Source organism: Pseudarthrobacter sp. RHLT1-30-1, from assembly GCF_059383415.1.
Window position 1 is genome coordinate 1 of record NZ_JBWZCG010000040.1, and the last position, 21,059, is coordinate 21,059.

Below are 21,059 nucleotides of genomic sequence, written 5' to 3' on the forward strand. Positions count from 1 at the left end.
GCTTCTTTCAGCCGGTAGAACAGTGCGTCAACAACACTATTTTCCCAGCTCAGAAGCACCTTTCGTCGCTTAAACACACCCTGCGGGCCCCACCCTCATGAAAACCCCGGGCTAGCACACAATCAGGAACAGGACGGCGAGCATTGATTAAGCCTACCGGGCGGCCGGCCGACGCTGACCCGGCGTCTTCAACCGGTTCCGACTCACCATCATCTCCGCCACCTTCTGTAGGACAGCCGCTGCCAGATCGTGGTTGCAACGGACCAGCCTCCGGGCTGCCCCAGCTGCGGTGTCGTCGCGATGCGGCGGAAGGAACGGCGCTTCCATCGATGACCACCGGTTCCGGTCCGTGGGGTATTTCCCCGACCCTGACTCCAGCACATGGACCCGGAACGAACCGTGGATAACGACCGTTGTTGATCTGAACAGGGGCAGGTCCTGGGCGTAGTCGACGGCCGGGACCACCAGGACGTCGGGGACTGGCTCTTCGCCCGGCCGCTGCGTTGATGCCCGGGCGGAACGAAGTAGTCTCGTCAGGTCGTGAGTTGCGGCGAACCGGGAATCGCGTGAGTGTCCGCGGGCAAGCCAATCCGCTGTCCGCCACCTGCCTGCTTTGTCGGGGGGGTGGGGCGGCCGCGAAATCTATTCGGTCGACTTCGTGAAGGTTGGCGGGGCAGGCTGGAGCTCTAGGCGCGCCAGTTGTTGCCTCCGATCTGGAGGTCCGAGCGCTCCGCCGTGCCGCCGCCGTTGAGCCTCGGTCAGCCACGGCCTGATTGTCTCGGCGAGTAAATACTGCCAGTCAGTGATGCCCGCGTAATTCCGGGCTTTTTACCGAGTGTCCAGATCCTCGAACACCAGAAACGTTTGCGTATCCAGCACTCCTGGCATCGACTGCAACTGATCGAAGATCACCCTCCGCAGATCGACGTTATCCACGGCGCGCACCAGCAGGATGACATCGAAGTCCCCGCCCACCAATGCGATATGGTGCACTTCCGGGATGGCACGTAGCAGTTCCCGGAGCTCCCGCCAGGAATGCTGCCGTACCTTCAGTGTCACGTAAGCGGAGGACTTCAGGCCGGCCTTAATCGGATCTATCAGTGCCGTGAACTTGGTCAGCACACCCTCGCCGGTCAGCCGCGAAATCCGCGTGTAGGCGTGGGCGCGCGAGATGTGGACGTTCTCGGCGACCTGCGTGACGGACATGCGGCCGTCCCGAGTCAATTCCGCGATTATGTTTCGGTCCACACCATCCAGCGGCACCGCCGTCTGGTCCCCGTCCGTCTCTGCCATTCGTCCACAACTCCCGCCGGTATTCAGCTCACCCTTACGATCTGTCTTTCAGAGTAGGCGAATTGTTTGGACATCTCCACGATTTATCGGAGAGCTGGATACGAAACATCGTCCCGCGCCATACTTGGAATGAATAGTGGCTACAGAAGGACAGACCAATGACGATCTCCGCAGACCACACTGCCCAGCACCCGGCAAACGAGGACCAGGCACCTGGCGCTTCGGCGCCCGACTGCGCACCGGAAGACGCCGCCAGCGAGGCGGTGCGGAAGTTCGGCATCACTGTCGAGGACTACATGCTGCCGGCACGGCACCAGATCCAGATCGTCGGCCCGGACGGCACCCTGAACCCGCACTCCGAACAGGGCACGCAGCCCGGCCACGAATACACCCTCCCCGGCGACGAGGAACTGCTGGCCGCCTACGAGCAGCTCGTCGTCGGACGCCGCGTCAACGACCAGAACTCCGCCCTCGTCCGCCAGGGCCGCATGGCCGTCTACCCGTCCAGCCACGGCCAGGAGGCCTGCCAGGTCGCCGCCGCCCTCTGCCTGTCCGAGGGCGACTGGATGTTCCCCACCTACCGCGACTCCGTGGCCGTGATGGCCCGCGGCGTGGATCCCGTCCAGACCATGACGCTCTTCCGCGGCGACTGGCACGGCGGCTACGACCCGGCCAAACACAAGGTCGGCATCCAGTGCACCCCGCTGACCACTCAGCTGCTGCACGGCGTCGGCGTCGCCCACGCCGCCAAATTGCGCGGCGAGGACACCGTGGTCCTGGCCATGTGCGGCGACGGCGCCACCAGCGAGGGCGACTTTCACGAGGCACTGAACTTCGCCGCGGTGTTCCACCTGCCGGTCGTGTTCTTCGTCCAGAACAACCAGTACGCGATCTCCGTCCCACTGGCGCACCAGTCCGTCGCCCCGTCGCTCGCCCACAAGGCCGTGGGTTACGGCATGGCTGGCGAACGCGTCGACGGCAACGACATCGTCGCCCTCCTCGCCGTGCTGGGCCGCGCCGTACGGCTCGCCCGGGAAGGCTCCGGCCCCCTGCTCGTGGAGGCCCACACCTACCGCATGCAGGCCCACACCAACGCCGACGACGCCACCCGGTACCGCCAGGACAGCGAAGTCGCCGAATGGGTGACCAAAGACCCGCTGAGCCGCATGAAGTCCTACCTGACCGACCGCGGACTGCTCGACGACAAACGCGCCGCCGGGATTGCCGAGAAGGCCGAAGCCGTTGCCACCCAGCTCCGCGAGGGCCTGAGTGAGGAAGTCCCGGTGGAACCGCTGGACCTTTTCAGGTACGTCTTCTCCACTCCGACCCCGCAGCTGAAGGAACAGTTCGCCCTGGTCGCCGACGAACTCGCCCGCGACGCCGCATCGAAGACGGAGACAGCACGATGAGCCCCACCCTCACCACCTCGTCCGAGGCGAACGGCAACGTCAGCGCCGCCACCGCACGCGCCGCCGCCACGGCCGCCGCTGTCGCCGGGCAAACTGGCCCGCAGACCATCACCCTCGCGAAGGCACTGAACACGGCCATGGCCGACGCCATGCACGCGGACCCCTCGGTCCTTGTCTTCGGCGAGGACGTCGGCCTGCTCGGAGGTGTCTTCCGGATCACCGACGGGCTCACCAAGACCTTCGGTAAGAGCCGCTGCTTCGACACCCCGCTTGCCGAGTCCGGTATCGTCGGCATGGCCGTCGGCATGGCGATGAACGGCATGCGCCCGGTCATTGAAATGCAGTTCGACGCCTTCGCTTACCCGGCCTTCGAACAGATCGTCAGCCATGTCGCCAAGATGCACAACCGCACCAAGGGCGCCGTGAAACTGCCGATGGTCATCCGAGTGCCCTACGCCGGCGGCATCGGGGGGGTGGAGCACCACTGCGACTCCTCTGAGGCCTACTACGCCCACACCGCCGGGCTCAAGGTCTTCACCCCGGCCACCGTCGCCGACGGCTACCGGATGCTCCGCGAGGCCATCGACTCCGACGACCCTGTGATGTTCATGGAGCCCAAGAAGCTCTACTGGTCCAAGGACCAGGTGGACCTGGGCGCGCTCCGCGCCGAACACGCCGAGAACGCCGAACGCGGTACCTCCTCCGAGGGCAAGGCCGCCGTCGCCCGTCCCGGCACCGACGCGACGCTGATCGCCTACGGGCCCTCCGTGCCGACGGCGCTGGCCGCCGCCGCGGCGGCAGCCGAGGAAGGACGCTCGCTCGAAGTGATCGACGTCCGCTCGATCGTGCCGTTCGACGACGAGACCGTCTGCAATTCCGTGCGCAAGACCGGCCGCGCCGTGGTCATCGCCGAGGCACACGGCTTCGCCTCCGTGTCCTCCGAAATTGTCGCCCGGGTCCAGGAACGCTGTTTCCACCACCTGGCCGCGCCGATCCGCCGCGTCACCGGCTTCGACGTCCCGTACCCGGCACCGAAACTCGAGCACTACTACCTTCCCGGCGTGGACCGCATCCTCGACGCCGTTGACGACCTCCAGTGGGAAGACTGACCATGAGCGAACCGAAAGTATTCCTCCTCCCGGACCTCGGCGAAGGCCTCACCGAAGCCGAACTCGTGAACTGGCTCGTGGCCGTGGGCGACGAAATCCGCGTCGACCAGCCCATCGCCGAAGTTGAGACGGCCAAGTCCATGGTCGAGGTACCCTCCCCGTACGCCGGCACCGTCGCCGTGCTGCATGGCGAACCCGGCCAGACCCTCGACGTCGGGAAGCCGCTGATCTCGGTGACGCCCGTCGGCGCGGCGGCTGCGCCTGCCGCTGCCGCGGTGGCTGCGTCTGCCGAAACTGCTGAGGCTGCCGCCGAGGTCTACCGCGAGGAAGAGAAAGCAGGGTCCGGGAACGTCCTAATCGGGTACGGGACGCCGGGCGGGCACGGAGTTGCCCGCAGGACACGGCCGCGGAAGTCTTCGGCCGGGACTGCGATTGCTGAGCCGGAGGCTCAGGTGTCCGCCGCCGAGACGGCCGCGGATGACCTGCTCCTGAAGCACACAAGGGTTCCCGGGAAGTTGGGGGCCGTTATTTCCCCGCTAGTCCGGCGGATGGCGAGGGATCACGGGGTTGATCTGGGCGAACTCCAGGGATCCGGGGCCAGCGGACTCATCATGCGCCGCGATGTCGAGGCTGTCATCAAGCCGTCTGTGCTTGAGCATCCTGCGGCTGGACCTGCCGAAGCCACGCCGGTCCCGACCTCCGGTGACACCGATGCCCGCACCGGGCTCGGCATTACTGGGCGGACCGCCGTCCGTGGCGTCCGGAAGGCCGTTGCGGCGAACTTGACGCGCAGCCGCTCCGAGATCCCCGAGGCGACAGTCTGGGTCGATGTCGACGCCACCGCCCTCGTGGAGACGCGCGCCGCCTTGAAGAAGGCCGATCCGCACCACACCCCGGGTCTGCTGGCCTTCATCGCGCGCTTCGTCACCGCAGGGCTGAAGAAGTTCCCCGAACTGAACACCCGGATTGTTACCACCGAGGACACCACCGGCGGAACCTCCCAGGAGATTCTGGCCTTCGACGGGGTCAACCTCGGCTTCGCGGCCCAAACCGACCGCGGACTGATGGTGCCCTCAGTGCGCAACGCGGACAAACTCAGCGCGCGCGAACTGGACGCGGAAATCCGCCGGCTCACTGCCGTCGTCCGCGACGGCAAGGCCAGCCCCGCGGAACTGGGCAGCGGCACCTTCACGCTGAACAACTACGGGGTGTTCGGAGTGGACGGCTCCGCCGCGATCATCAATCACCCCGAAGTGGGAATCCTTGGCGTCGGGCGCATCATCGATAAACCCTGGGTGGTCAACGGCGCGCTGGCCGTCCGGAAGGTCACCGAACTGACACTGACTTTCGACCACCGGGTCTGCGACGGCGGAACCGCCGGCGGCTTCCTGCGTTACGTGGCTGACGCGATCGAGAACCCAGGGTCGGTGCTAGCTGACATGTGAGACGCCCGAAGTCGACCTCACGCCAGCTGATCCGGTGAAGTCGGAACATCAACTTTGGTGGCTACAGGCGGCCCCGAGATGGTTGCACCGGGCCTTGAGTTCCGGGCGTGGATCCAGCGCGCCTCGACTTGACTGGCTTAGGAAATTGCGTGCCTCAATTCGGCGCCCTTTAGCCATGCATGTCGGTGGTGAGGAGGCAACAGGTGGACCGCATAAGGTTCGACCCAGCGCGTTTTCGGGGAAGCATCGGTACTCTTCAGTGCTCATGTGCACCTGCAGCGTGGACTAGGATCGGGTTATGAGCAATCTGGGGTCACTCGTTCCTTCTTTTCTGCGCAAAGAGTTACGACTCTTCCAGGCGCGCCGTCGATTTCCCCGTGCTGGATATGTGTGGTCTGGTGACGTACTGCCCGGTGCGGCATTGGGCATCCAAGTCGGTGTGGCAGCAGACGTTGTCATTAACGGCGGCGTTACCTTGGGCGACTACTCTTACGTGAATAGGGGTGCGATCTTGTTCTCGGGTTCTATTGGCCGGTTCTGTTCTATCGCCCATTACTGCCAGATCGGGGCCGAGCAGCACCCCGCGCGTCACATCTCGACGTCGCCCTTTATATACGGCAAGGAAAACATTGTAGGCGTACACATTGACGTGGACGAGTTCCCCAGCCCGCCCGTCATTGGTTCCGACGTCTGGATCGGAAGCTCGGCAATAATCTTGCAGAGCGTCACCATCGGACATGGCGCGATTATTGCGGCCGGAGCCGTAGTCACCAAGGACGTCGAGCCGTTCAGCATTGTAGGGGGAGTCCCGGCCAGGCCAATCGGTCAGCGATTCACCGATGATGTAATTGAAAAACTCTTGGCTTTGGCGTGGTGGGACTGGCCAGCCGAACGTTTGGTCGAGCTTGGACCCCTGGTTGCCGCCGGAAAATCCTTCACCGACATGCTGGGCGAAAAAAGCCCGCCTCTCGCTGGGGCTACCATATAGATCTTCAGGTTTTTGGCCGAAGAAAGGTACCCAACGTCCGCGACATTTCGCCGCACTGGCACTACGTCGGCCATGTTCAGCAGACTGGTGAGCACTGAATAGGAGAGTATGCCTCCCAAGGAGAGGCGACTGAACGCTCACTGTCACTTAACCGAATCACTATCTGCGATGCGGGGCCCTACGGTGAACAAGCGCAGAGCGGGTCGGGGATGGGCGGCCCAGACGGATGAGACAGGTGTTAGTCTCCTGCAATGCCCAGACCACTCACATGTTCCGGGAGGTGCTTACGATCGACCGCCGCATCTGCTAGGGCGGAGCCGCAGGCCGCTTCCCATTTTGCTGCCCCGGACAGAGGTAAGGATCGGCGCCGCCGGAAAATTGAGTAAAGCCAGCGCCAAGCTAAAAGTACGTATTCCCGTACGCTTCTTGCATCCAGCTTTCGGCCAGCTCGGGTGGGTACAATCGTGGGCAGAACATCGCACCAACGACGCCGGAACAACGCCGGAATACGGAGATTCTCAATGTCACGATGGCTCGAGGTTGGCCCGGACAACCACGTCCTGACCACCCAAGGTTCGCTGCTCAACACCGGGCTGGTGGTCGGCTCCGAACGCGCTCTGGTGATCGACACCGGTTGCGGCCCTCGGCAGGGAGGCGAGATCCTTGACGCCGTGCGGGAAAAGACCCAGTTGCCGCTCGTCGTAGTCAATACTCACGCCCACTACGACCATTTCTTCGGGAATGCGGTGTTCGCCGATGCGGGCGTCACCGAGTTCTGGGCGCACGAGAACTGCGCCGCGGAGATCGACGAGAACGGCGACAACCAGCGCCGCGCCGTGGCTACCGATGAGCCGGAGATGGCTGCCGGCGACGGCAGCAACACTGAGCTCGTCGTTCCAAACGCAATCGTGAAGGACCAACCGGTCCTGGTGGATCTCGGCGGCCAGACCGTCACGCTTTTTTACCTCGGTCGCGGACACACCGATGGCGACCTTCTCGTCGGGACGACCACGACTCTCTTCGCCGGGGACTTGGTGGAGCAGGGCTCACACCCGTCCTTCGAGGATTCCTACCCCGAGGAGTGGGCAGATGTCCTCCGGCACGTCTCGGCCCTGCGTCACCGGTATGAATTCCTGATTCCCGGGCACGGCGAGCCTTGCAGCGATCAGTTCGTAAAGACCATGGCGAACACCATGACCACAGCAGTGCGGCAGGCCACCCAGGCCACGCGGGAAACCCCTGACGACGCTACCAAGGCCATTCCGATCCTGCCCTATGGACCGGAGCAGTCGCGCTGGTTTATCAAGCGCCTGCAGGAGACGCAGCAACGCTGAACAGCGGATCATTGGGCGCGTCGGTGGACAGCGCCGGTAACTCGTAAGTAACCTCGTGGAGGATCCGCAAGGGTCCAGGAACGCTAGCGTTCAGCTCGCCCGGGGGATGGGGATCCCGGGGCGCACGTCGATCCCTTCGTCTCGAAGGCCGACCGGAAACGTCCGCCCTTCAACGACAGGTACCCCAGCTTTGCCTTACATTGACATCAACCCGCACCGTAAACAACCAAAATGGTGGGCGTACGTCGGCCTCCTTGTCCTCGCTGCTGTGACAATCGCTGTCGTCGTTCTGGCGCTGACACGCCTCTGAGAAGTAGGCAAGACACCCGCACCCGATGGCCCGGGCGTCTGCGTAACTGCAACAAGCGTTGCGGCGTTTCCGGTGCAGCAGCCCCAACGCTCGCCACATCAACAGAGTAGGCCGCTGTTCAGGCACGTGGCTCCGCTGAAAAACCCGGGTAGCGAATACCCGTGTGGACTGCCTTTCTGCTTAATACGCTCAGGCTAAGTCCGGAACTGCCCGGGATCTCCTGCCGGGTTCGGGGTGTCTGCCACCGCGTCGTGATTCGTGATTAGTGTGCAGCCGCCCTAAGTCTTGAGCTCTGCTCAAGGCCAGGCCCGGTTGGCGCTGGTCATGAAGCGGGCTGATGCAGATGGTTCCGAATGAGCACGGTCTCCCGGGCAACCGCCCGACGAATCACACCTCCAAAACGCTTACCGCCGCGGGTCCGTTGCTGATTGCTTGCGTTCTGGCCGCCTCCCTGGCGCTCCAACCGCCCGCCGGGGTGACCGCAACACCAGTGGGCCAGAGCATGTCGGCACCGGAGATCTCGTCGCCGGGGGCGGCGGAACCGTCGCCCGAGCCCTCTATCGCCCAAGTTGTGGCTTCCGAACCTCCGACGGACGCGGCTCCGGAGGCTCCCGCCGCAGGTGCAGTTTCCGAACCCCAGGCGGCGGCTCCTCCGGAGGCCGCCGTGGATTCCAACCAGTATGTAGTGGTTGCCGGCGACACAGTCGGCGCGATCGCGTCGCGCTTCGGTGTCGATGTCTACGCCATGCTTGCAGCCAACGGGCTGGGCGCGTACAGCATTATCGAGCCAGGCCAGACACTGAAGCTCACGGGCCCCCCGGCGGCTCCTGCTGCGCTGGCCCCCGCGCCCGCAGCCCCGGTTCCCGCCGCTAGGGCATTGGCGGCGCCGGCCGCGCCCGCTGCGCGCACTATCTTCGTGGCAGGCTCGGGCGGGCAGGCCATGGTGGACAAGTGCATCGGCCCCATCCACTTCACCCCGACGGATGCCTATTCGCTGTTCATCACCGAACACGACTTCTGCGGTGGGTGGGCGCGGTTCTCAGGGATCGGCGTCGGCGAAACCGTGGTCATCTCCGGCTACGGCACCTACACCGCAAGTGGCCGCGGGCAGGTTGCCCAGGGCGCCACCACCAACGCCGTCGCCGCCGTCTTCGGGGGCTTCCCCCGGGCGATCCTGCAAACCTGCATTCCCGGCACCAACCAGATGCTGCTGATTGCGCTGAACTAGCCGGAACCTTCTGTGCGGGCGCTCGCTGGTCCGCTTGCCAATGCGTGTGCGCCTAGACTTGCGCTTGTACCAATTCATACGAGCACCGCAGCGGCCTGCGCTGTGAGTCCCAGGGGGGACCAATATGCCCGATCCGGTGGACAACGACACAGCCGATGCTGCCGCGGAGGCAGAACAGCCAGAGCTTCGGCGCCGGCGTGACCGCCGCCGCGGCGATGACTCCGACGCCTGGACAGGAACCATGCCCATCATCACGACCGACGGCTTCGACAGCCCGACAGTGCGCACAGCCCGCAGCGGCTCCTGGGCCGAGGCTGCCGCAGCCGCGGACGCGCCGGCCGCGCCTGGCCGTGCACCTCTCGACAGCGCCCCCATCACCTCTGTGCCAGTGGACGCCTCCACGGCTGCCTTGTCCTCCCGGACTCCTTCGCCCGCAGCCATGCCCGCCGCACCCGAAACAGCACCCTCGGTCCCACCCATGCCGCTCCGCTCCAGCCGGTCCGAAAGCCGCGCAGCGGCTCTGGCAACACCCGCTCCTGACTTCACCAACTCAGCGGGGCTCTTTGTCCGAGAGCAGAAGCCCCGCCCGGTCGGCGGTTTCCGCGGCGCCCTCTACAAGATGACCGGCGGCGGGCTGAACCTGGGCCCCAATGCCCGGCAGCGCGAGGAAGACGAACTCGCCCGGAGAATCTCCCGCCAGCTGCAGGGCAGCTACAACACCGCCGTATTGAGCCTCAAGGGCGGCATCGGCAAGACCTCCACGACCGTCGGCGTCGGACTGACCCTGGCCGAGTACCGGGGCGACCCGCCGTGCGCGATCGACGCGAACCCGGACTCCGGCGACCTCGTGGAGCGCGCCCTCGGCGAAGGCATCTACCAGCAGCAAAGCCCCCGCACCATCACCGACCTGCTGCAGAACGTCGAATCCGTCGATTCCCTCACCGGCCTGGCGCGGTACATGCACCACGCCGGCCGGCTGCACCTGATCGCAGGGGAACAGGACCCCGAGGTCTCGGACTCCCTGACGGCCGAGGAATACCTGAGGATCCGCAAGCTCATCTCCGGTTACTACTCCGTGGCCCTCACCGACTGCGGCACCGGCGTCACCCACAACGCCATGAGCGGCATCCTCCAGTCCGCCGACAACCTCATCATCGCGGCGGGCTATGCCGTGAGCGGCGCGAAACGGGCCCGCAGCACGCTGCTCTGGCTCGCCAGCCACGGCTACGAGGACTTGGCGCGCAACGCGATCGTGGTCATCACGGACAAGGACGAGGTCTCCTCCCGGGTGGACAAGGACGCCATCGAGGACCACCTCTCCGGCATCTGCCGCCAGCTGATCGCCGTCCCGCACGACCGCGGCGTGGCCGACGGCGACCTGGTCACCCTCGACGCGCTCCGCCCGGAAACCCGGCGCGCCTACAAGGAAATCGCGGCCGCCATCGTGGACGGATACGTCTAAAGGGACCTCTGCCCGCGGCGTAAGGCCCTGATCTTCCGGGCCGCTGCCGGAAGTCCAACCACGCCGCGCCCCCAGCGCGCAAGATGGACCCTTAGCAGCCCGGCAACGGAGTCGTCGAGGTGGAGGTTGCGCTCCCGCAAGGTTTCCCGTGAGGGGAAGGCCGTGCGGGCAAGCACCCGCGGTTTGTCGCGCCAAGGACTTTCCATGAGAGCGACCAGATAAGCCGACCCCGTGCCCTGTACCGAAGTGCGGTGGCGCCACTCCTCACTAACATTTTCCGGCCGGACCGACAGATCTGTAATGCCCAGATCATTCAGGAGCGGTTTCAGAGCTGCCGTCGCCCGCAGCTCTCGGCTGAGATCTGTGATCTTCTGGTGCATGCTGGCGTCGACCCGCTCGAGCAACCCTGAGTACTCGCGCTGATGGCGTGAATCGTCCAGAGCCCGGAGGCTGTGCAGGGCCTGGAAAATCACCGCTGCCGGGGTCGAGGGAACAGCCACGTTTCTGGCTGCCATCACCAGATACTGCCTGTCACGCCACAGCGTTTCGAAGGCTCTCCCGGGTGGGGCTTCTATTCCGGGAAATCTGTAGTGTGCGTCGATATCGCAGTTCCATTGCGGATGGTAAAGCGTCCGGGAATGCGAATACCGGCGAACAACTGCCACGCCGGACGGCCGTTCGAGCCAGCCTCTTGTGCCCAGGAGCTCCACCATTTTGTCCAGGTGCTCCGGGCGGACAAGCACATCCACATCCGCAGAGACGTGTTTTTCGCGCAGTCCCATCATGGTGGCGGCAGGACCTTTGATGAATAGGACCGGCACGTCAGCTGATGCTGCAACATGGCTTACCAGAGCCGTGGCGAGGAGGACTGCTTCGTTTTGGTGCAGGATCTCCGCGGGATCCATCAGCCGGCGTCCTTGTCCCGGTGAGACTGTGTGATCATTCCGCCGCGGCTCAAATCGTGGATCAGGCCCAGCACATCCCCGCGGATCGTGGAGGCATCGGAACCGTATTCGCGGGCAAGCTCCTCGATGAGGTCGTTCTCGGTTCTGGTCCCGTCCAACCCGTTCCAGACGGATGCGGCCGTTCCCACGAGGATGACGGGCACGTCCTGACTCAGATGCAGCACGGCGACGCGGCCGCCGTCGGGACTCTGAACAAAAGCGACGTCAGAACTGACTCGCCACACCTGTTCTGTCAAAAGCCCTCCACCGGCACTAGAAAGGCCAGAACTTACCGCCGGCCCTCGCGAAGCTTCATGCTACCGCGCAGCAGGGCAGTTGTTTCGCGCCGGGGCCCGACTTAGATTTAGGCATGACCAACAACGCCGGGGACGAAGCCGCCCTGCAACTGCAGGACCTGCTGATGGGAACCGAGAACGTTGAGGACTTCCTCGGCCAACTCGCTGGATTCTCCGCGGCCACGCTCAGCTCCGCAGCCGCCGCCGAGATCGAATGCGGCGTGACGTTGCAGCGCCGGAAGAGGACCATGACGGTGGCCGGGAGCAGCCCCCGGGCCATCATCCTGGACCGCATCGAGCAAGCCATGGGCGACGGCCCCTGCATCGAGGCGCTCCGAACGAAGTCCGTAGTCCTGCTCGCCGACGTCGCCACTGATCCGCGCTGGCCGGACTACCAGCAGCAGCTCGCGGCCCAGGGCATCCGCAGCACGCTCGGCGTACCCCTGGAAATCGGCGACAACGCAGCCGCCGCGCTGAACTTCTTCGGCGCGGACACCGGGATCTTCACCCCGGACATTGTTGCCGAGGCCGCCGGCTTCGCCGACCTGGCCGGCCGCTCCCTCCGCCTGGCCGTCCGGATCGGCACCGAACAATCCCGGGCCGAGGACCTGAAGGCCGCCATGGAGCACCGCACGTCGATTGACCTGGCCTGCGGCGTCATCATGGCACAGAACCGCTGCACCCAGGAAGAGGCCATGGGCATCCTCACCCAGGTCTCCAGCAACCGGAACCAGAAGCTCCGCGACGTCGCCGCCGACGTCCTGCGGAATCTCACCGACGGGACCGTCCGGACGCACTTCGAGCCCTGAGCGCCCCGGCGACATGACGGCTCCCGCCGACTGGGTCTAGTGCAGAGTTGAGCGCCCGATGGCTTGTCCCGGGGCCACCTTGGACAGCAGGGTACGGGCGGCCATTTGGGCCATCTTTCGGGTTGCGGGTGACAGGTACGCGCCCTCGCGCTGAATCAGCGCGATCGTGTCGTACAAAGGTTCCGCAAAGGGGACGGCATGGATGTTTTTCGGAAAGCCCGGTCCGCTGGCGATGGCCTGGGGAACGAAGGTGCCCGCCGCCCCGGTGGCGACTAACCCAAGGGCGGTATCGACGTGTTCCACCTCGATGGCCGGTTCAATTTTCAGCCCTCTGAGGCGGGCCCGCTCGAGAATCTGCCGGCGGGTGGGGTCACGCCAGCCGGCGAAGGCGTCGTAGAGCACAAGCTTTGACTCAGCGAGTTCCTCGATGGTCATGGGACCGCGCGAGGGCGGCCGGGTAGCCGATACGAAAAAGACTTCGTCCCGGAAAAGCGGCCTGACCTGCAGGCCCGCTTCTGCCACCGGCAGGACGATGAGCCCGGCCTCGATTTCACCCGACGCCACGGACTCGGCCACCGTCACGGAGTTCAAACCCACCAGGCGAACCTTCACTTGGGGATACCGGCGGTGGAAGCGCTGGACCAGGTCGGCAAGGTCGTAGTGGGCCCCGTACCGCAGCACTCCGAAGGTGCAGACACCGCCTTCCAGCGACGACATAGCTTTCAGCGCCTCCACGCCGTTGTCGAACGATGTGACCGCCTGCAGTGCGTGCACCTGCAACTCAACAGCCGCCGTCGTGGGAATGAGTTGCCGCCCGCCACGGATGAAAAGGCTGTGCTCCAGTTCGTGTTCGAGCCTGCTGATGAGCTCAGAGACAGAGGCCTGGCTTGTTTCCAGTTTTCTTGCCGCGGCCGTGAAGGAACCCAGCTCATAGGCCGCAAGGAAGGCCCGGAGCTGCGCGAGCGTCATGGTTTCTCCCCTGCAATCGGAACGAAACCGGCGCGTTGTAATCGTTTTTCAGGCGTAGAACGGCGCGGTTATCTTGAAGTATTCCGCCACTTCCGGCATAGGGCAACCCTATGGCAGACCCCTGTTTAGGTCCCGTTGTGCTGTAACCCAAAGGGCCAGTAGCTTGTTTTCCATGCACATAACCGAACGTGACAGAGCCCACATCCCGGGGACCTTCGTCACCCTCAAGGGCCCTGCGGTCGAGAGCGTTCCGGCACAAAGGCTTCCCGAAGTCGTGGCGACGGTCTCCGCGATGCTCGCCGACATCGAGACCAGCGGGATGGACGCGGTCCTCAAATACGCCCGGGAGCTGGACGGGTGGCAGGGTGCGAGTCTGGAGATCGGTCAGAAAGAGCTGGCCAGGACCGGTGATTCCCTCTCCCCGGAACTCCGGGAGGCCCTGATGGCCAGTGCCGAGCGGACCAGGCTGTTCGCGGTTGAGCAGCGTGAACACCTCAGCGACTTTGAAGTCGAACTTATCCCCGGAGTCTTCACAGGGCAGAAGTACGTCCCGGTGTCACGCGTCGGAGCCTATCTTCCGGCCGGCCGATTTCCGATTCTTGCCAGCGCCTTCATGACCGTAGGAGTCGCCAAGGCCGCGGGCGTCCGTAACGTCCTGGCCTGCACGCCGCCAACCGGTTCGGGTGTTGGCAACCCCGCAGTGCTGTATGCCGCGTACCTGGCCGGCGTCGACAGGGCGTTCGCCCTCGGCGGGGTGCAGGCCATGGCCGCCATGGCCTTCGGACTGCTGGGGGAGCAGCCGGCCGACATCCTGGTCGGCGCAGGAAACGCCTACGTTACAGAGGCCAAGCGGCAACTGTTCGGTCGCGTCGGCATCGACCTCCTGGCTGGCCCGTCCGAGGTCGCCGTGATCGCCGATGAATCCGCCGACGCCGAACTTGTGGCTGCTGATCTCCTCGGCCAGGCAGAACACGGCCCGCAGTCGCCGGCGTCGCTGGTAACCACCTCCCACGAGCTTGGCGGAGAGGTCATCCGGCACATCAACAAGCAGTTGAAGACGTTGGCCACCCGGGACATCGCCGGACCCGCCTGGCGGGACTACGGCACCGTCTACGTGGCCGAGGACCGGGAGACGGCGGTGCGGATCATGGACCTGCTGGCGCCGGAGCACCTGGAAATCCAGACCTCGGACGACTCGTACTATCACGAGAACCTGCAGAACTACGGCTCGATCTTCCTTGGGCCGTGGTCAACGGTGGCCTACTCGGACAAGGGATCATCAGGCACCAACCACGTGCTGCCTACCGGCGGGGGCGCCCGGTCATCGGCAGGGCTCTCCGTAGCCCGGTTCCTCAAACCCCTCACCTTCCAGCGCGTCGAAAGAAGTGCGACGCCGCGTCTGGCAAATTACGTCACCACCATCTCCGACACCGAGGGAATGGCAGCCCATAAAGCCACTGCCACCCTTCGGCTCGACCGCTTCAACCGATAGAAATCCATCCCTAGCAAAAGGCACCCCATCATGAAAACAAAAATCCTCCGCAAGCGTTTCGCTGCATTGGTGCCCATGGGCGTTGCAGTGGCCCTCGCCATGACAGCCTGTGGCTCAACAGGCGGAGGGGGCGGGGCCGCCGGCGGCGGTGACCAGAAGACCATCACGATCGCAACCTCCAACGATGCTCCCTTCTCCTTCACGGACCAGGCCACCGGCGAGCTCAAAGGCATCGACGGGGAGATGATCAACGCCATCGCCCAGGCGAAGGGCTGGAAGATCAAGGTCTTCACCTCCGAGTATGCGACCCTGATCGCGGCGCTCAATGCCAAGAAGGCCGACGCGATCGTCGACGCCATGTACATCACCGATGACCGGAAGAAGCAGATCAACTTCACCGACCCGTGGTACACCGAGGGCGAAGCCATGGTGGTCCCGGCCGATTCAACGCTGGCTTCACGCGACGATGTCAAGGGCAAGGTTCTCGGCGCACAGACCGGCACCGTGTTCAAGGACCTCGTTGACAGCCTTGGCGGCAGCCAGGTCAAGCTGTTCGACTCGCAGGCTGCCCTGCTCGCGGCGGTGGAAAACAAACAGGTTGATGCAGTCTTCACCGACAGTGCCGTGATCGGCTACAGCCTCGTCCAGAAGCCGAACCCCAAGCTGAAGCTCGTCTCACCCTACGAGCCGTTCTACCCGGGCATCATCGGGGCCGGCGTGCGCAAGGACGACACTCAGCTGCTGCAGGACCTGAACTCCGGGCTGGCAGACCTGAAGAAGACACCCAAGTACCTCGAGATCCTCAAGAAGTACGGGCTGGGCGAAGCCAACACGGCCAAATAGGTTCCAGATTCCATGCAGGCTCGGCGGGCATCCGCTTATTGATCGCGGTGCCCGCTGACCCCTGCCCGACCCTAACTTAGGGATTCCCAGTGGACTTTATTACCAACACCCTGGCTGTGTTCCCGGCCCTCCTGCAGGCCGTGCCCATCGTCGTTCAACTCGCACTCGGCGCCATGGCGATCGCCCTGGTGCTGGGGCTGCTGGTTGCTCTGGCGCGCATTTCCTCGTTCAAAATCCTCCGCGGCATTGCCACTTTCTATCTGGAGGTTATCCGCGGCACTCCGCTGCTGGTGCAGTTGGTCTACATCTTCTTCGTGCTGCCCAGCATCGGCATAAGCATCGAACCGGTGCCGGCCGGCATCCTGGGCCTGGGCCTCAACTACGCCGCCTATCTGTCCGAGGTCTTTCGATCCGCCATCCTCTCCGTGGAGCACGGCCAGACAGAAGCCGCGCTGTCCCTGGGCTACACGCCCAGCAAGACCCTGTGGAAAGTGGTGATTCCCCAATCCTTCGTGGTCTCCATGGGGCCGATCGGCAACTACTTCATTGCCATGATCAAGGACACCGCACTGACTTCGGTGATCGCGGTGACCGAGATCCTGAAGACCGCCAACATCCTCAATAGCCAGACGTTCCAGACCACTGCCATCTACACCGCAGCGGCCATTCTCTATCTGATCATCAGCCTTCCACTCTCGCGCGTCGTGGTTGTGCTTGAACGAAAGGCACGGGCCAGTGGCTGACGAGACCATTATTGACGTCCGCGACGTTCACAAGACCTTCGTCTCCGAGACGAAGCCGACCTTGTGGAAAAGGCTTACCGGCAAGCCCCACGTGCAGCGAAGGGTGGAAGTACTCAAGGGCGTGGACCTTGTGGTCCACCGCGGCGAAACGATTGCCATCCTCGGCTCCAGCGGATCCGGCAAAAGCACCCTGCTGCGCTGCATCAACAAGCTTGAGACCATCGATGCCGGCCGCATCTACGTCAACGGCCACCTGATTGGCTATGACGAACGCGACGGGGAACTGTTCGCCGAGAAAGCGTCGGTGACGGCCCAGAAGCGGACCGACATCGGCTTCGTCTTCCAGCACTTCAACCTGTTCCTGAACAAGACGGCTCTGGGAAACGTGATGGCGCCGCTGCGCGACGTGAAAAAGCTGTCTGCGGCCGACGCCAGGGCCATTGCCGTCCCGAACCTGGAGATGGTGGGCCTGGGGGACAAGATGGAGAACTACCCCAGCAAGCTCTCCGGCGGCCAGAAGCAGCGGGTGGCCATTGCCCGGGCCCTGGCCATGAATCCAAGTGTCATGCTCTTCGATGAGCCGACGTCCGCCTTGGATCCTGAGCTCGTGGGCGAAGTTCTGTCGGTCATCAAGAAAATCGCCCAGCAGGGAACCACGATGGTGATCGTCACCCATGAAATGCAGTTCGCGCGGGACATCGCCGACCGCATCGTCGTCATGGACCAGGGGGTCATCGTGGAAGAGGGCCCGCCCAGCCGGATCTTCACTGCCCCCCAGCATCCGAAAACCCAAGCGCTGCTCAGCCGCTCGGGTATCCTGCCGGGGTGAGGTTGAGCGCCCCGGCGCGCCGCCCGTCCTAGGATAAAGGGGATGACCACCACACGCCCCGCCGCCTTCAGCCTCCGCAACATCGCCGTTCCCGCCTTCGGCCCGGCCCTGCTGTTCGGCATCGGCGAGGGCGCGATCCTGCCCGTGGTGGCGCTGTCCGCCCGCGAGCGTCTTCAGCCTGGCCCGGCAGAAGTACCTGACCTCGTGGACCAAGGCCATCATGTCCCCGTGGATGGCGGCAGCGTCGGTCCGTAGTCGCGGGCCAGCTCCTCGATGAGTTCGGTCTCGGATCTGGTGCCGTCCAGCACGTTCCAAACGGACGCCGCCGTGCCTGGACCTCCTGATGGGAACTGAGAACGTTGAGGACTTCCTCGGCCAGCTCGCTGAATTCTCGGCGGCCACGCTCGGCTCCGCTGCCGGCGCCGAGATCGAATGCGGTGTGACGCAACAGCGCCGGAAGAAGACCATGACGGTGGCCGGGAGCAGCCCCCGGGCCATCGTCCTGGACCGGATCGAGCAAGCCATCAGTGAAGGCCCCTGCATCGAGGCGCTCCGCATAAAGTCCGTGGTCCTGCTCGCCGACGTCGACACCGATCCGCGCTGGCCGGACTACCAGCTGCAGCTCGCGGCCCAGGGAGTCCGCAGCACGCTCGGCGTCCCTCTGGAAATCGGCGACAGCGCGGCCGCCGCGCTGAACTTCTTCGGCTCCGACACCGGGATCTTCACCCCAGACATTGTTGCCGAGGCCGCCGGCTTCGCCGACCTGGCCGGCCGTTCCCTCCGCCTGGCCGTCCGGATCGGCACCGAACAGTCCCGGGCCGAGGACCTGAGGGCCGCTCTGGAGCACCGCACCTCGATCGACCTGGCCTGCGGCGTCTGATGGCGCAGAACCGCTGCACCCAGGAGGAGGCCATGGGCATCCTCACCAAGGTCTCCAGCAACCGGAACCAGAAGCTCCGCGACGTGGCCGCCGACGTCCTGCGCAATCTCACCGACGGGGAGGTCCGGACGCACTTCGAGGCCTGAGCGCCCGGCGGCACGTGGCCCTAGGTGGTGCGGCGGTTGTTCTTTCCTTCGCCATGTGGCCGAAGCGATCGAAGACCGCGAGCGTCCTCGCGGACCCCTTAGCGATCCGCCCAAGGGATAGGGCTATGGTCCGGATCACCCGGGCGGGGGACCATGGTTCGCGATGTGTGGGCCGGAGTCAAAGGGCCCGTGCTGCAGCCCAAACGGCGAAGGCGCCTGCTGAAAGCTTCGCGACTTGCGAGGGAGAACTTGACCGCAGTCTGCGGGCTATCAGCAGCCCAGCGCCCGCGGCGACTGGCAGGGACATTACCCCAGCCAGGCGGCTGACGCTCGCAAACCACTCGACGGTTCCTCTTGTGGGAGCGGCACTAGCCACTTCCATATCCGGGTTGTCGTTGCGGAGAAAATCGGCGATGGCTTCAATACGTGCTTGACTAGCGGCTGCCAGTGCCACATTGTGTTCGAGAACGTCTTGGCGCCTAAACCTTGCGAGCGGTGAAGGCCAGGGTATGTTCGGGGCGAAGGCCGCACCGTGGCCGCCGTCGAACGATTTTGGATGTTCGAAAAGCGCCGCGATTGACTGGTCGAATCCGTCGTAACCTCCTGTTCCAACGTCCCGCATACCGAGACCATTGAGCGCCGAACACAACCAGCCGACGGGGACGTCCTTGCTGCCACGATCGCAGTGGATCACTCCGATGGCTGTGGAACCGTCATGCCTGTCGGAGCGACTCACATAGGGGCCCACCTGGTTGCGATCGACAACGGTCGACCAAGGAAAATCACGGGGCAAGACCGAGGCTGCCAAATAGATCCTCCGGAAATGGACCGACGGTACCTGAAGCAGCGCGCGGCCGAGCATGTACGTACCGTTGCTGTGACCTGCAAAGTGCATATTGTCGGGGTGGTGCGAAACAAAGTAGTTCCCATACCAGTGGAGGAAATGGCGCATATTTTTCCTCCGAATGGCGGGCACCGCAAATTGTGCGGCGCTAAAGAACCCGTTAGACGGCCTATAGATCACCGGATTGGGGACTTCCCGTCCATCGTCGTCGTGCCGAGTCACGCTGAGCGCATCGGAGACTCTTTGGATCCAATCGGCATAGCGAGATGACCGGATGCCGTGAAGTAGAAAATAGACTGGCTCATCACGCCTCTCACGTGCCGCGCTTTCATCTTGGGAGAACTTACCGAGCACCGAATGTCGCAAAAGCAAATACCTGCAGTCCGGGTCCGCCGCGGACTTGAGATCAACGAGATCACCGTGGTGAGCCCCAGCCACTTCCATGTGCGCTGTGTTGGGCAGGAACCTAGCGTCCAGGACGTCGCCTGCGCTGATCAAACTGTCATTGGTGCCGAGGACCTGGACGACTTGAGGGAGTGGTGAGACGGACCCCATGGCTGCTTGGCTGTCAGTCCAGAGTGCAAACCACCGTAGGCGAAGTTCTGTGATGAAATCGGAACCAGCCTCAAGTTGCTCTGCTGTTCGTGTGGGCCCGAACCTCACTGCTGTAAGAACTAACCGGAGGTGCCATGGGAGGTTCTCGCGCCGGAAGCCGGCGTTGGGTGACGCCAGCAAGACGATTCGCCTGACCTTACTCGTCCAGGGCTTTGGGGGAATTCCGTCGGCTTCAACCCCTTTATCCAAGAGGAAAGCCTCACGCGCCAGTAACCCACCCAGGCTGTGACCGACCAGAATTATTTCGGAGGGGCCTTCTGTCGCCACGGCATCCCCTGCCCAGGTTCGAATCTGCGCCGCCAGTTGACGCGCCGAATTATTCAGATCCGCGCGGCTCCAGATCCCGATCTTGTGCTCGAAGATACGGAGGCTCCACCCACTAAGTTCGGGCTCAGAGCTTAGTACCCGCAGGAAGTCGGAGTGCCGATCATTTTGACTCTTCATGTCGACCGACGGGACATAGATTAACAGTCCAGGCATCACCCCCACCGGGGTCTGGGATCGAAGACGTTCATGTTCCCTCGGGTCGTTCACTGCGGAAACATCAATTCAGTTCCGGCAACCCACTTTGTTTCATTGTCCTTAGCCACTAGATATTTGGACGATCCGTTTGGTACCTGTGAGCTGACCTCCACTGCCAGGACGCTCCACTGGCTATCCTCTCCGGTCGTGTATTTAGCCACTATCCCCGTCGGAAGCCTGACAACAGTCGGTCGCGTAGAGGCCGTCGCAATGCCGCGCGCGATGGAATCGGCAGCGACGACGACTGCCCAGATGGCCCCAGTTGCGAGCACAAAGGTCAGTTTGCTTTCCCCGGATAGGTCCTTCCAGGGCTGCAGACCAGTTGCGTCCATGAATATGAAAGTCCCGATTAGGGCAATTGCAATTACCCCAGTTCCCCTTGTCGTGACCAAGGTCCCCGACTTGATTGTTTCAGTAGATTTATCGCCTCGGAATGCTTTTTCTAGACTTTCGAATGCCGTCATCGGATGCTCCGCTCCTAGAGGAATGGCCGCATCGTAGCACCGACAGAGGCTGGCGCACCATGGCATCGGAAGGGGCGACGCGGTT

At 63.9% G+C, this 21,059-nt stretch carries 20 protein-coding genes and 1 pseudogene; 15 read left to right on the forward strand and 6 right to left on the reverse strand.

Features of this window, described 5'->3' with window-relative positions:
• Positions 1-828: 828 nt before the first annotated feature.
• Positions 829-1,293: an Lrp/AsnC family transcriptional regulator gene (locus AC50YM_RS19190; protein ID WP_494958534.1), complete on the reverse strand. Its 465-nt coding sequence runs from the start codon at positions 1,291-1,293 to the stop codon at positions 829-831.
• A 158-nt stretch (positions 1,294-1,451) separates the two neighbouring features.
• Here AC50YM_RS19190 and AC50YM_RS19195 point away from each other — a divergent pair, with 158 nt between their 5' ends.
• The 7 genes from AC50YM_RS19195 to AC50YM_RS19225 all read left to right on the forward strand — a co-directional run bounded on the left by AC50YM_RS19195 (position 1,452) and on the right by AC50YM_RS19225 (position 10,578).
• Positions 1,452-2,702 carry a thiamine pyrophosphate-dependent dehydrogenase E1 component subunit alpha gene (locus AC50YM_RS19195; protein WP_494958535.1) on the forward strand — a complete coding sequence of 417 codons (1,251 nt, stop codon included), beginning with the start codon at positions 1,452-1,454 and terminating at the stop codon, positions 2,700-2,702.
• Positions 2,699-3,811 (forward strand): alpha-ketoacid dehydrogenase subunit beta, encoded by a 1,113-nt coding sequence (locus AC50YM_RS19200; protein WP_494958536.1) that lies wholly within the window; start codon positions 2,699-2,701, stop codon positions 3,809-3,811. Before AC50YM_RS19195 ends, AC50YM_RS19200 begins: the two co-directional genes overlap by 4 nt.
• A gap of 2 nt (positions 3,812-3,813) precedes the next feature.
• The gene (locus AC50YM_RS19205) at positions 3,814-5,256 is read left to right on the forward strand and encodes a dihydrolipoamide acetyltransferase family protein (protein WP_494958537.1); all 1,443 of its coding nucleotides are present in this window, start codon (positions 3,814-3,816) and stop codon (positions 5,254-5,256) included.
• A gap of 298 nt (positions 5,257-5,554) precedes the next feature.
• Positions 5,555-6,244: a CatB-related O-acetyltransferase gene (locus tag AC50YM_RS19210; RefSeq protein WP_494958538.1), complete on the forward strand. Its 690-nt coding sequence runs from the start codon at positions 5,555-5,557 to the stop codon at positions 6,242-6,244.
• Between the two features lie 521 nt (positions 6,245-6,765).
• Positions 6,766-7,578: an MBL fold metallo-hydrolase gene (locus AC50YM_RS19215; RefSeq protein ID WP_494958539.1), complete on the forward strand. Its 813-nt coding sequence runs from the start codon at positions 6,766-6,768 to the stop codon at positions 7,576-7,578.
• 647 nt (positions 7,579-8,225) lie between these two features.
• Positions 8,226-9,116, forward strand: a complete 891-nt coding sequence (locus AC50YM_RS19220; RefSeq protein ID WP_494958540.1) for a LysM peptidoglycan-binding domain-containing protein — start codon at positions 8,226-8,228, stop codon at positions 9,114-9,116.
• Between the two features lie 136 nt (positions 9,117-9,252).
• Complete coding sequence (locus AC50YM_RS19225) at positions 9,253-10,578, forward strand: MinD/ParA family ATP-binding protein (RefSeq protein ID WP_494958541.1); 1,326 nt, start codon at positions 9,253-9,255, stop codon at positions 10,576-10,578.
• Here AC50YM_RS19225 and AC50YM_RS19230 read toward each other — a convergent pair.
• Positions 10,575-11,483: a nucleotidyltransferase family protein gene (locus AC50YM_RS19230; protein ID WP_494958542.1), complete on the reverse strand. Its 909-nt coding sequence runs from the start codon at positions 11,481-11,483 to the stop codon at positions 10,575-10,577. The genes AC50YM_RS19225 and AC50YM_RS19230 overlap by 4 nt on opposite strands.
• Positions 11,483-11,779, reverse strand: a complete 297-nt coding sequence (locus AC50YM_RS19235; protein ID WP_494958543.1) for a PqqD family protein — start codon at positions 11,777-11,779, stop codon at positions 11,483-11,485. The genes AC50YM_RS19230 and AC50YM_RS19235 overlap by 1 nt, the downstream gene beginning before the upstream one ends.
• A 113-nt stretch (positions 11,780-11,892) precedes the next feature.
• Between AC50YM_RS19235 and AC50YM_RS19240 the strand changes: the two genes are divergently transcribed.
• Positions 11,893-12,627, forward strand: coding sequence for a GAF and ANTAR domain-containing protein (locus AC50YM_RS19240; RefSeq protein WP_494958544.1), 735 nt, complete (start codon positions 11,893-11,895; stop codon positions 12,625-12,627).
• Positions 12,628-12,663: 36 nt separating this feature from the next.
• Here the strand turns inward: AC50YM_RS19240 and AC50YM_RS19245 are convergent, their stop codons facing one another.
• Positions 12,664-13,596, reverse strand: a complete 933-nt coding sequence (locus tag AC50YM_RS19245; RefSeq protein WP_494958545.1) for a LysR family transcriptional regulator — start codon at positions 13,594-13,596, stop codon at positions 12,664-12,666.
• 172 nt (positions 13,597-13,768) lie between these two features.
• Between AC50YM_RS19245 and hisD the strand changes: the two genes are divergently transcribed.
• The 7 genes and pseudogenes from hisD (at position 13,769) to AC50YM_RS19280 (ending at position 18,529) form a co-directional block, all read left to right on the forward strand.
• Positions 13,769-15,088 (forward strand): histidinol dehydrogenase, encoded by a 1,320-nt coding sequence (hisD, locus tag AC50YM_RS19250; protein ID WP_494958546.1) that lies wholly within the window; start codon positions 13,769-13,771, stop codon positions 15,086-15,088.
• A gap of 30 nt (positions 15,089-15,118) precedes the next feature.
• Positions 15,119-15,931, forward strand: a complete 813-nt coding sequence (locus AC50YM_RS19255) for an ABC transporter substrate-binding protein (RefSeq protein ID WP_494958547.1) — start codon at positions 15,119-15,121, stop codon at positions 15,929-15,931.
• Positions 15,932-16,020: 89 nt separating this feature from the next.
• Entirely contained in the window at positions 16,021-16,674 is a 654-nt protein-coding gene (locus AC50YM_RS19260) for an amino acid ABC transporter permease (RefSeq protein ID WP_463957292.1), read from the forward strand.
• Positions 16,667-17,503 (forward strand): amino acid ABC transporter ATP-binding protein, encoded by an 837-nt coding sequence (locus AC50YM_RS19265; RefSeq protein WP_494958548.1) that lies wholly within the window; start codon positions 16,667-16,669, stop codon positions 17,501-17,503. The genes AC50YM_RS19260 and AC50YM_RS19265 overlap by 8 nt, the downstream gene beginning before the upstream one ends.
• Positions 17,504-17,545: 42 nt before the next feature.
• Positions 17,546-17,671: pseudogene (locus AC50YM_RS19270) on the forward strand (MFS transporter); the annotation flags it as partial.
• 175 nt (positions 17,672-17,846) lie between these two features.
• Positions 17,847-18,383: a GAF domain-containing protein gene (locus tag AC50YM_RS19275; protein WP_494958549.1), complete on the forward strand. Its 537-nt coding sequence runs from the start codon at positions 17,847-17,849 to the stop codon at positions 18,381-18,383.
• Positions 18,383-18,529 carry an ANTAR domain-containing protein gene (locus AC50YM_RS19280; RefSeq protein ID WP_494958550.1) on the forward strand — a complete coding sequence of 49 codons (147 nt, stop codon included), beginning with the start codon at positions 18,383-18,385 and terminating at the stop codon, positions 18,527-18,529. The genes AC50YM_RS19275 and AC50YM_RS19280 overlap by 1 nt, the downstream gene beginning before the upstream one ends.
• Before the next feature lie 178 nt (positions 18,530-18,707).
• Here the strand turns inward: AC50YM_RS19280 and AC50YM_RS19285 are convergent, their stop codons facing one another.
• Entirely contained in the window at positions 18,708-20,522 is a 1,815-nt protein-coding gene (locus AC50YM_RS19285) for an esterase/lipase family protein (protein WP_494958551.1), read from the reverse strand.
• Positions 20,519-20,974 (reverse strand): hypothetical protein, encoded by a 456-nt coding sequence (locus AC50YM_RS19290; RefSeq protein WP_494958552.1) that lies wholly within the window; start codon positions 20,972-20,974, stop codon positions 20,519-20,521. Before AC50YM_RS19290 ends, AC50YM_RS19285 begins: the two co-directional genes overlap by 4 nt.
• Positions 20,975-21,059: the final 85 nt, after the last annotated feature.

Excerpts from the sequence above, each read along its gene's own strand:
- AC50YM_RS19210 (WP_494958538.1), top strand. The coding sequence starts at position 5,555 with ATGAGCAATCTGGGGTCACTCGTTCCTTCTTTTCTGCGCAAAGAGTTA.
- AC50YM_RS19220 (WP_494958540.1), top strand. The coding sequence starts at position 8,226 with ATGCAGATGGTTCCGAATGAGCACGGTCTCCCGGGCAACCGCCCGACG.
- AC50YM_RS19195 (WP_494958535.1), top strand. The coding sequence starts at position 1,452 with ATGACGATCTCCGCAGACCACACTGCCCAGCACCCGGCAAACGAGGAC.
- AC50YM_RS19280 (WP_494958550.1), top strand. The coding sequence starts at position 18,383 with ATGGCGCAGAACCGCTGCACCCAGGAGGAGGCCATGGGCATCCTCACC.
- hisD (WP_494958546.1), top strand. The coding sequence starts at position 13,769 with ATGCACATAACCGAACGTGACAGAGCCCACATCCCGGGGACCTTCGTC.
- AC50YM_RS19275 (WP_494958549.1), top strand. The coding sequence starts at position 17,847 with ATGGGAACTGAGAACGTTGAGGACTTCCTCGGCCAGCTCGCTGAATTC.
- AC50YM_RS19245 (WP_494958545.1), bottom strand. The coding sequence starts at position 13,596 with ATGACGCTCGCGCAGCTCCGGGCCTTCCTTGCGGCCTATGAGCTGGGT.
- AC50YM_RS19255 (WP_494958547.1), top strand. The coding sequence starts at position 15,119 with ATGAAAACAAAAATCCTCCGCAAGCGTTTCGCTGCATTGGTGCCCATG.
- AC50YM_RS19290 (WP_494958552.1), bottom strand. The coding sequence starts at position 20,974 with ATGACGGCATTCGAAAGTCTAGAAAAAGCATTCCGAGGCGATAAATCT.
- AC50YM_RS19215 (WP_494958539.1), top strand. The coding sequence starts at position 6,766 with ATGTCACGATGGCTCGAGGTTGGCCCGGACAACCACGTCCTGACCACC.
- AC50YM_RS19205 (WP_494958537.1), top strand. The coding sequence starts at position 3,814 with ATGAGCGAACCGAAAGTATTCCTCCTCCCGGACCTCGGCGAAGGCCTC.
- AC50YM_RS19240 (WP_494958544.1), top strand. The coding sequence starts at position 11,893 with ATGACCAACAACGCCGGGGACGAAGCCGCCCTGCAACTGCAGGACCTG.
- AC50YM_RS19230 (WP_494958542.1), bottom strand. The coding sequence starts at position 11,483 with ATGGATCCCGCGGAGATCCTGCACCAAAACGAAGCAGTCCTCCTCGCC.
- AC50YM_RS19200 (WP_494958536.1), top strand. The coding sequence starts at position 2,699 with ATGAGCCCCACCCTCACCACCTCGTCCGAGGCGAACGGCAACGTCAGC.
- AC50YM_RS19190 (WP_494958534.1), bottom strand. The coding sequence starts at position 1,293 with ATGGCAGAGACGGACGGGGACCAGACGGCGGTGCCGCTGGATGGTGTG.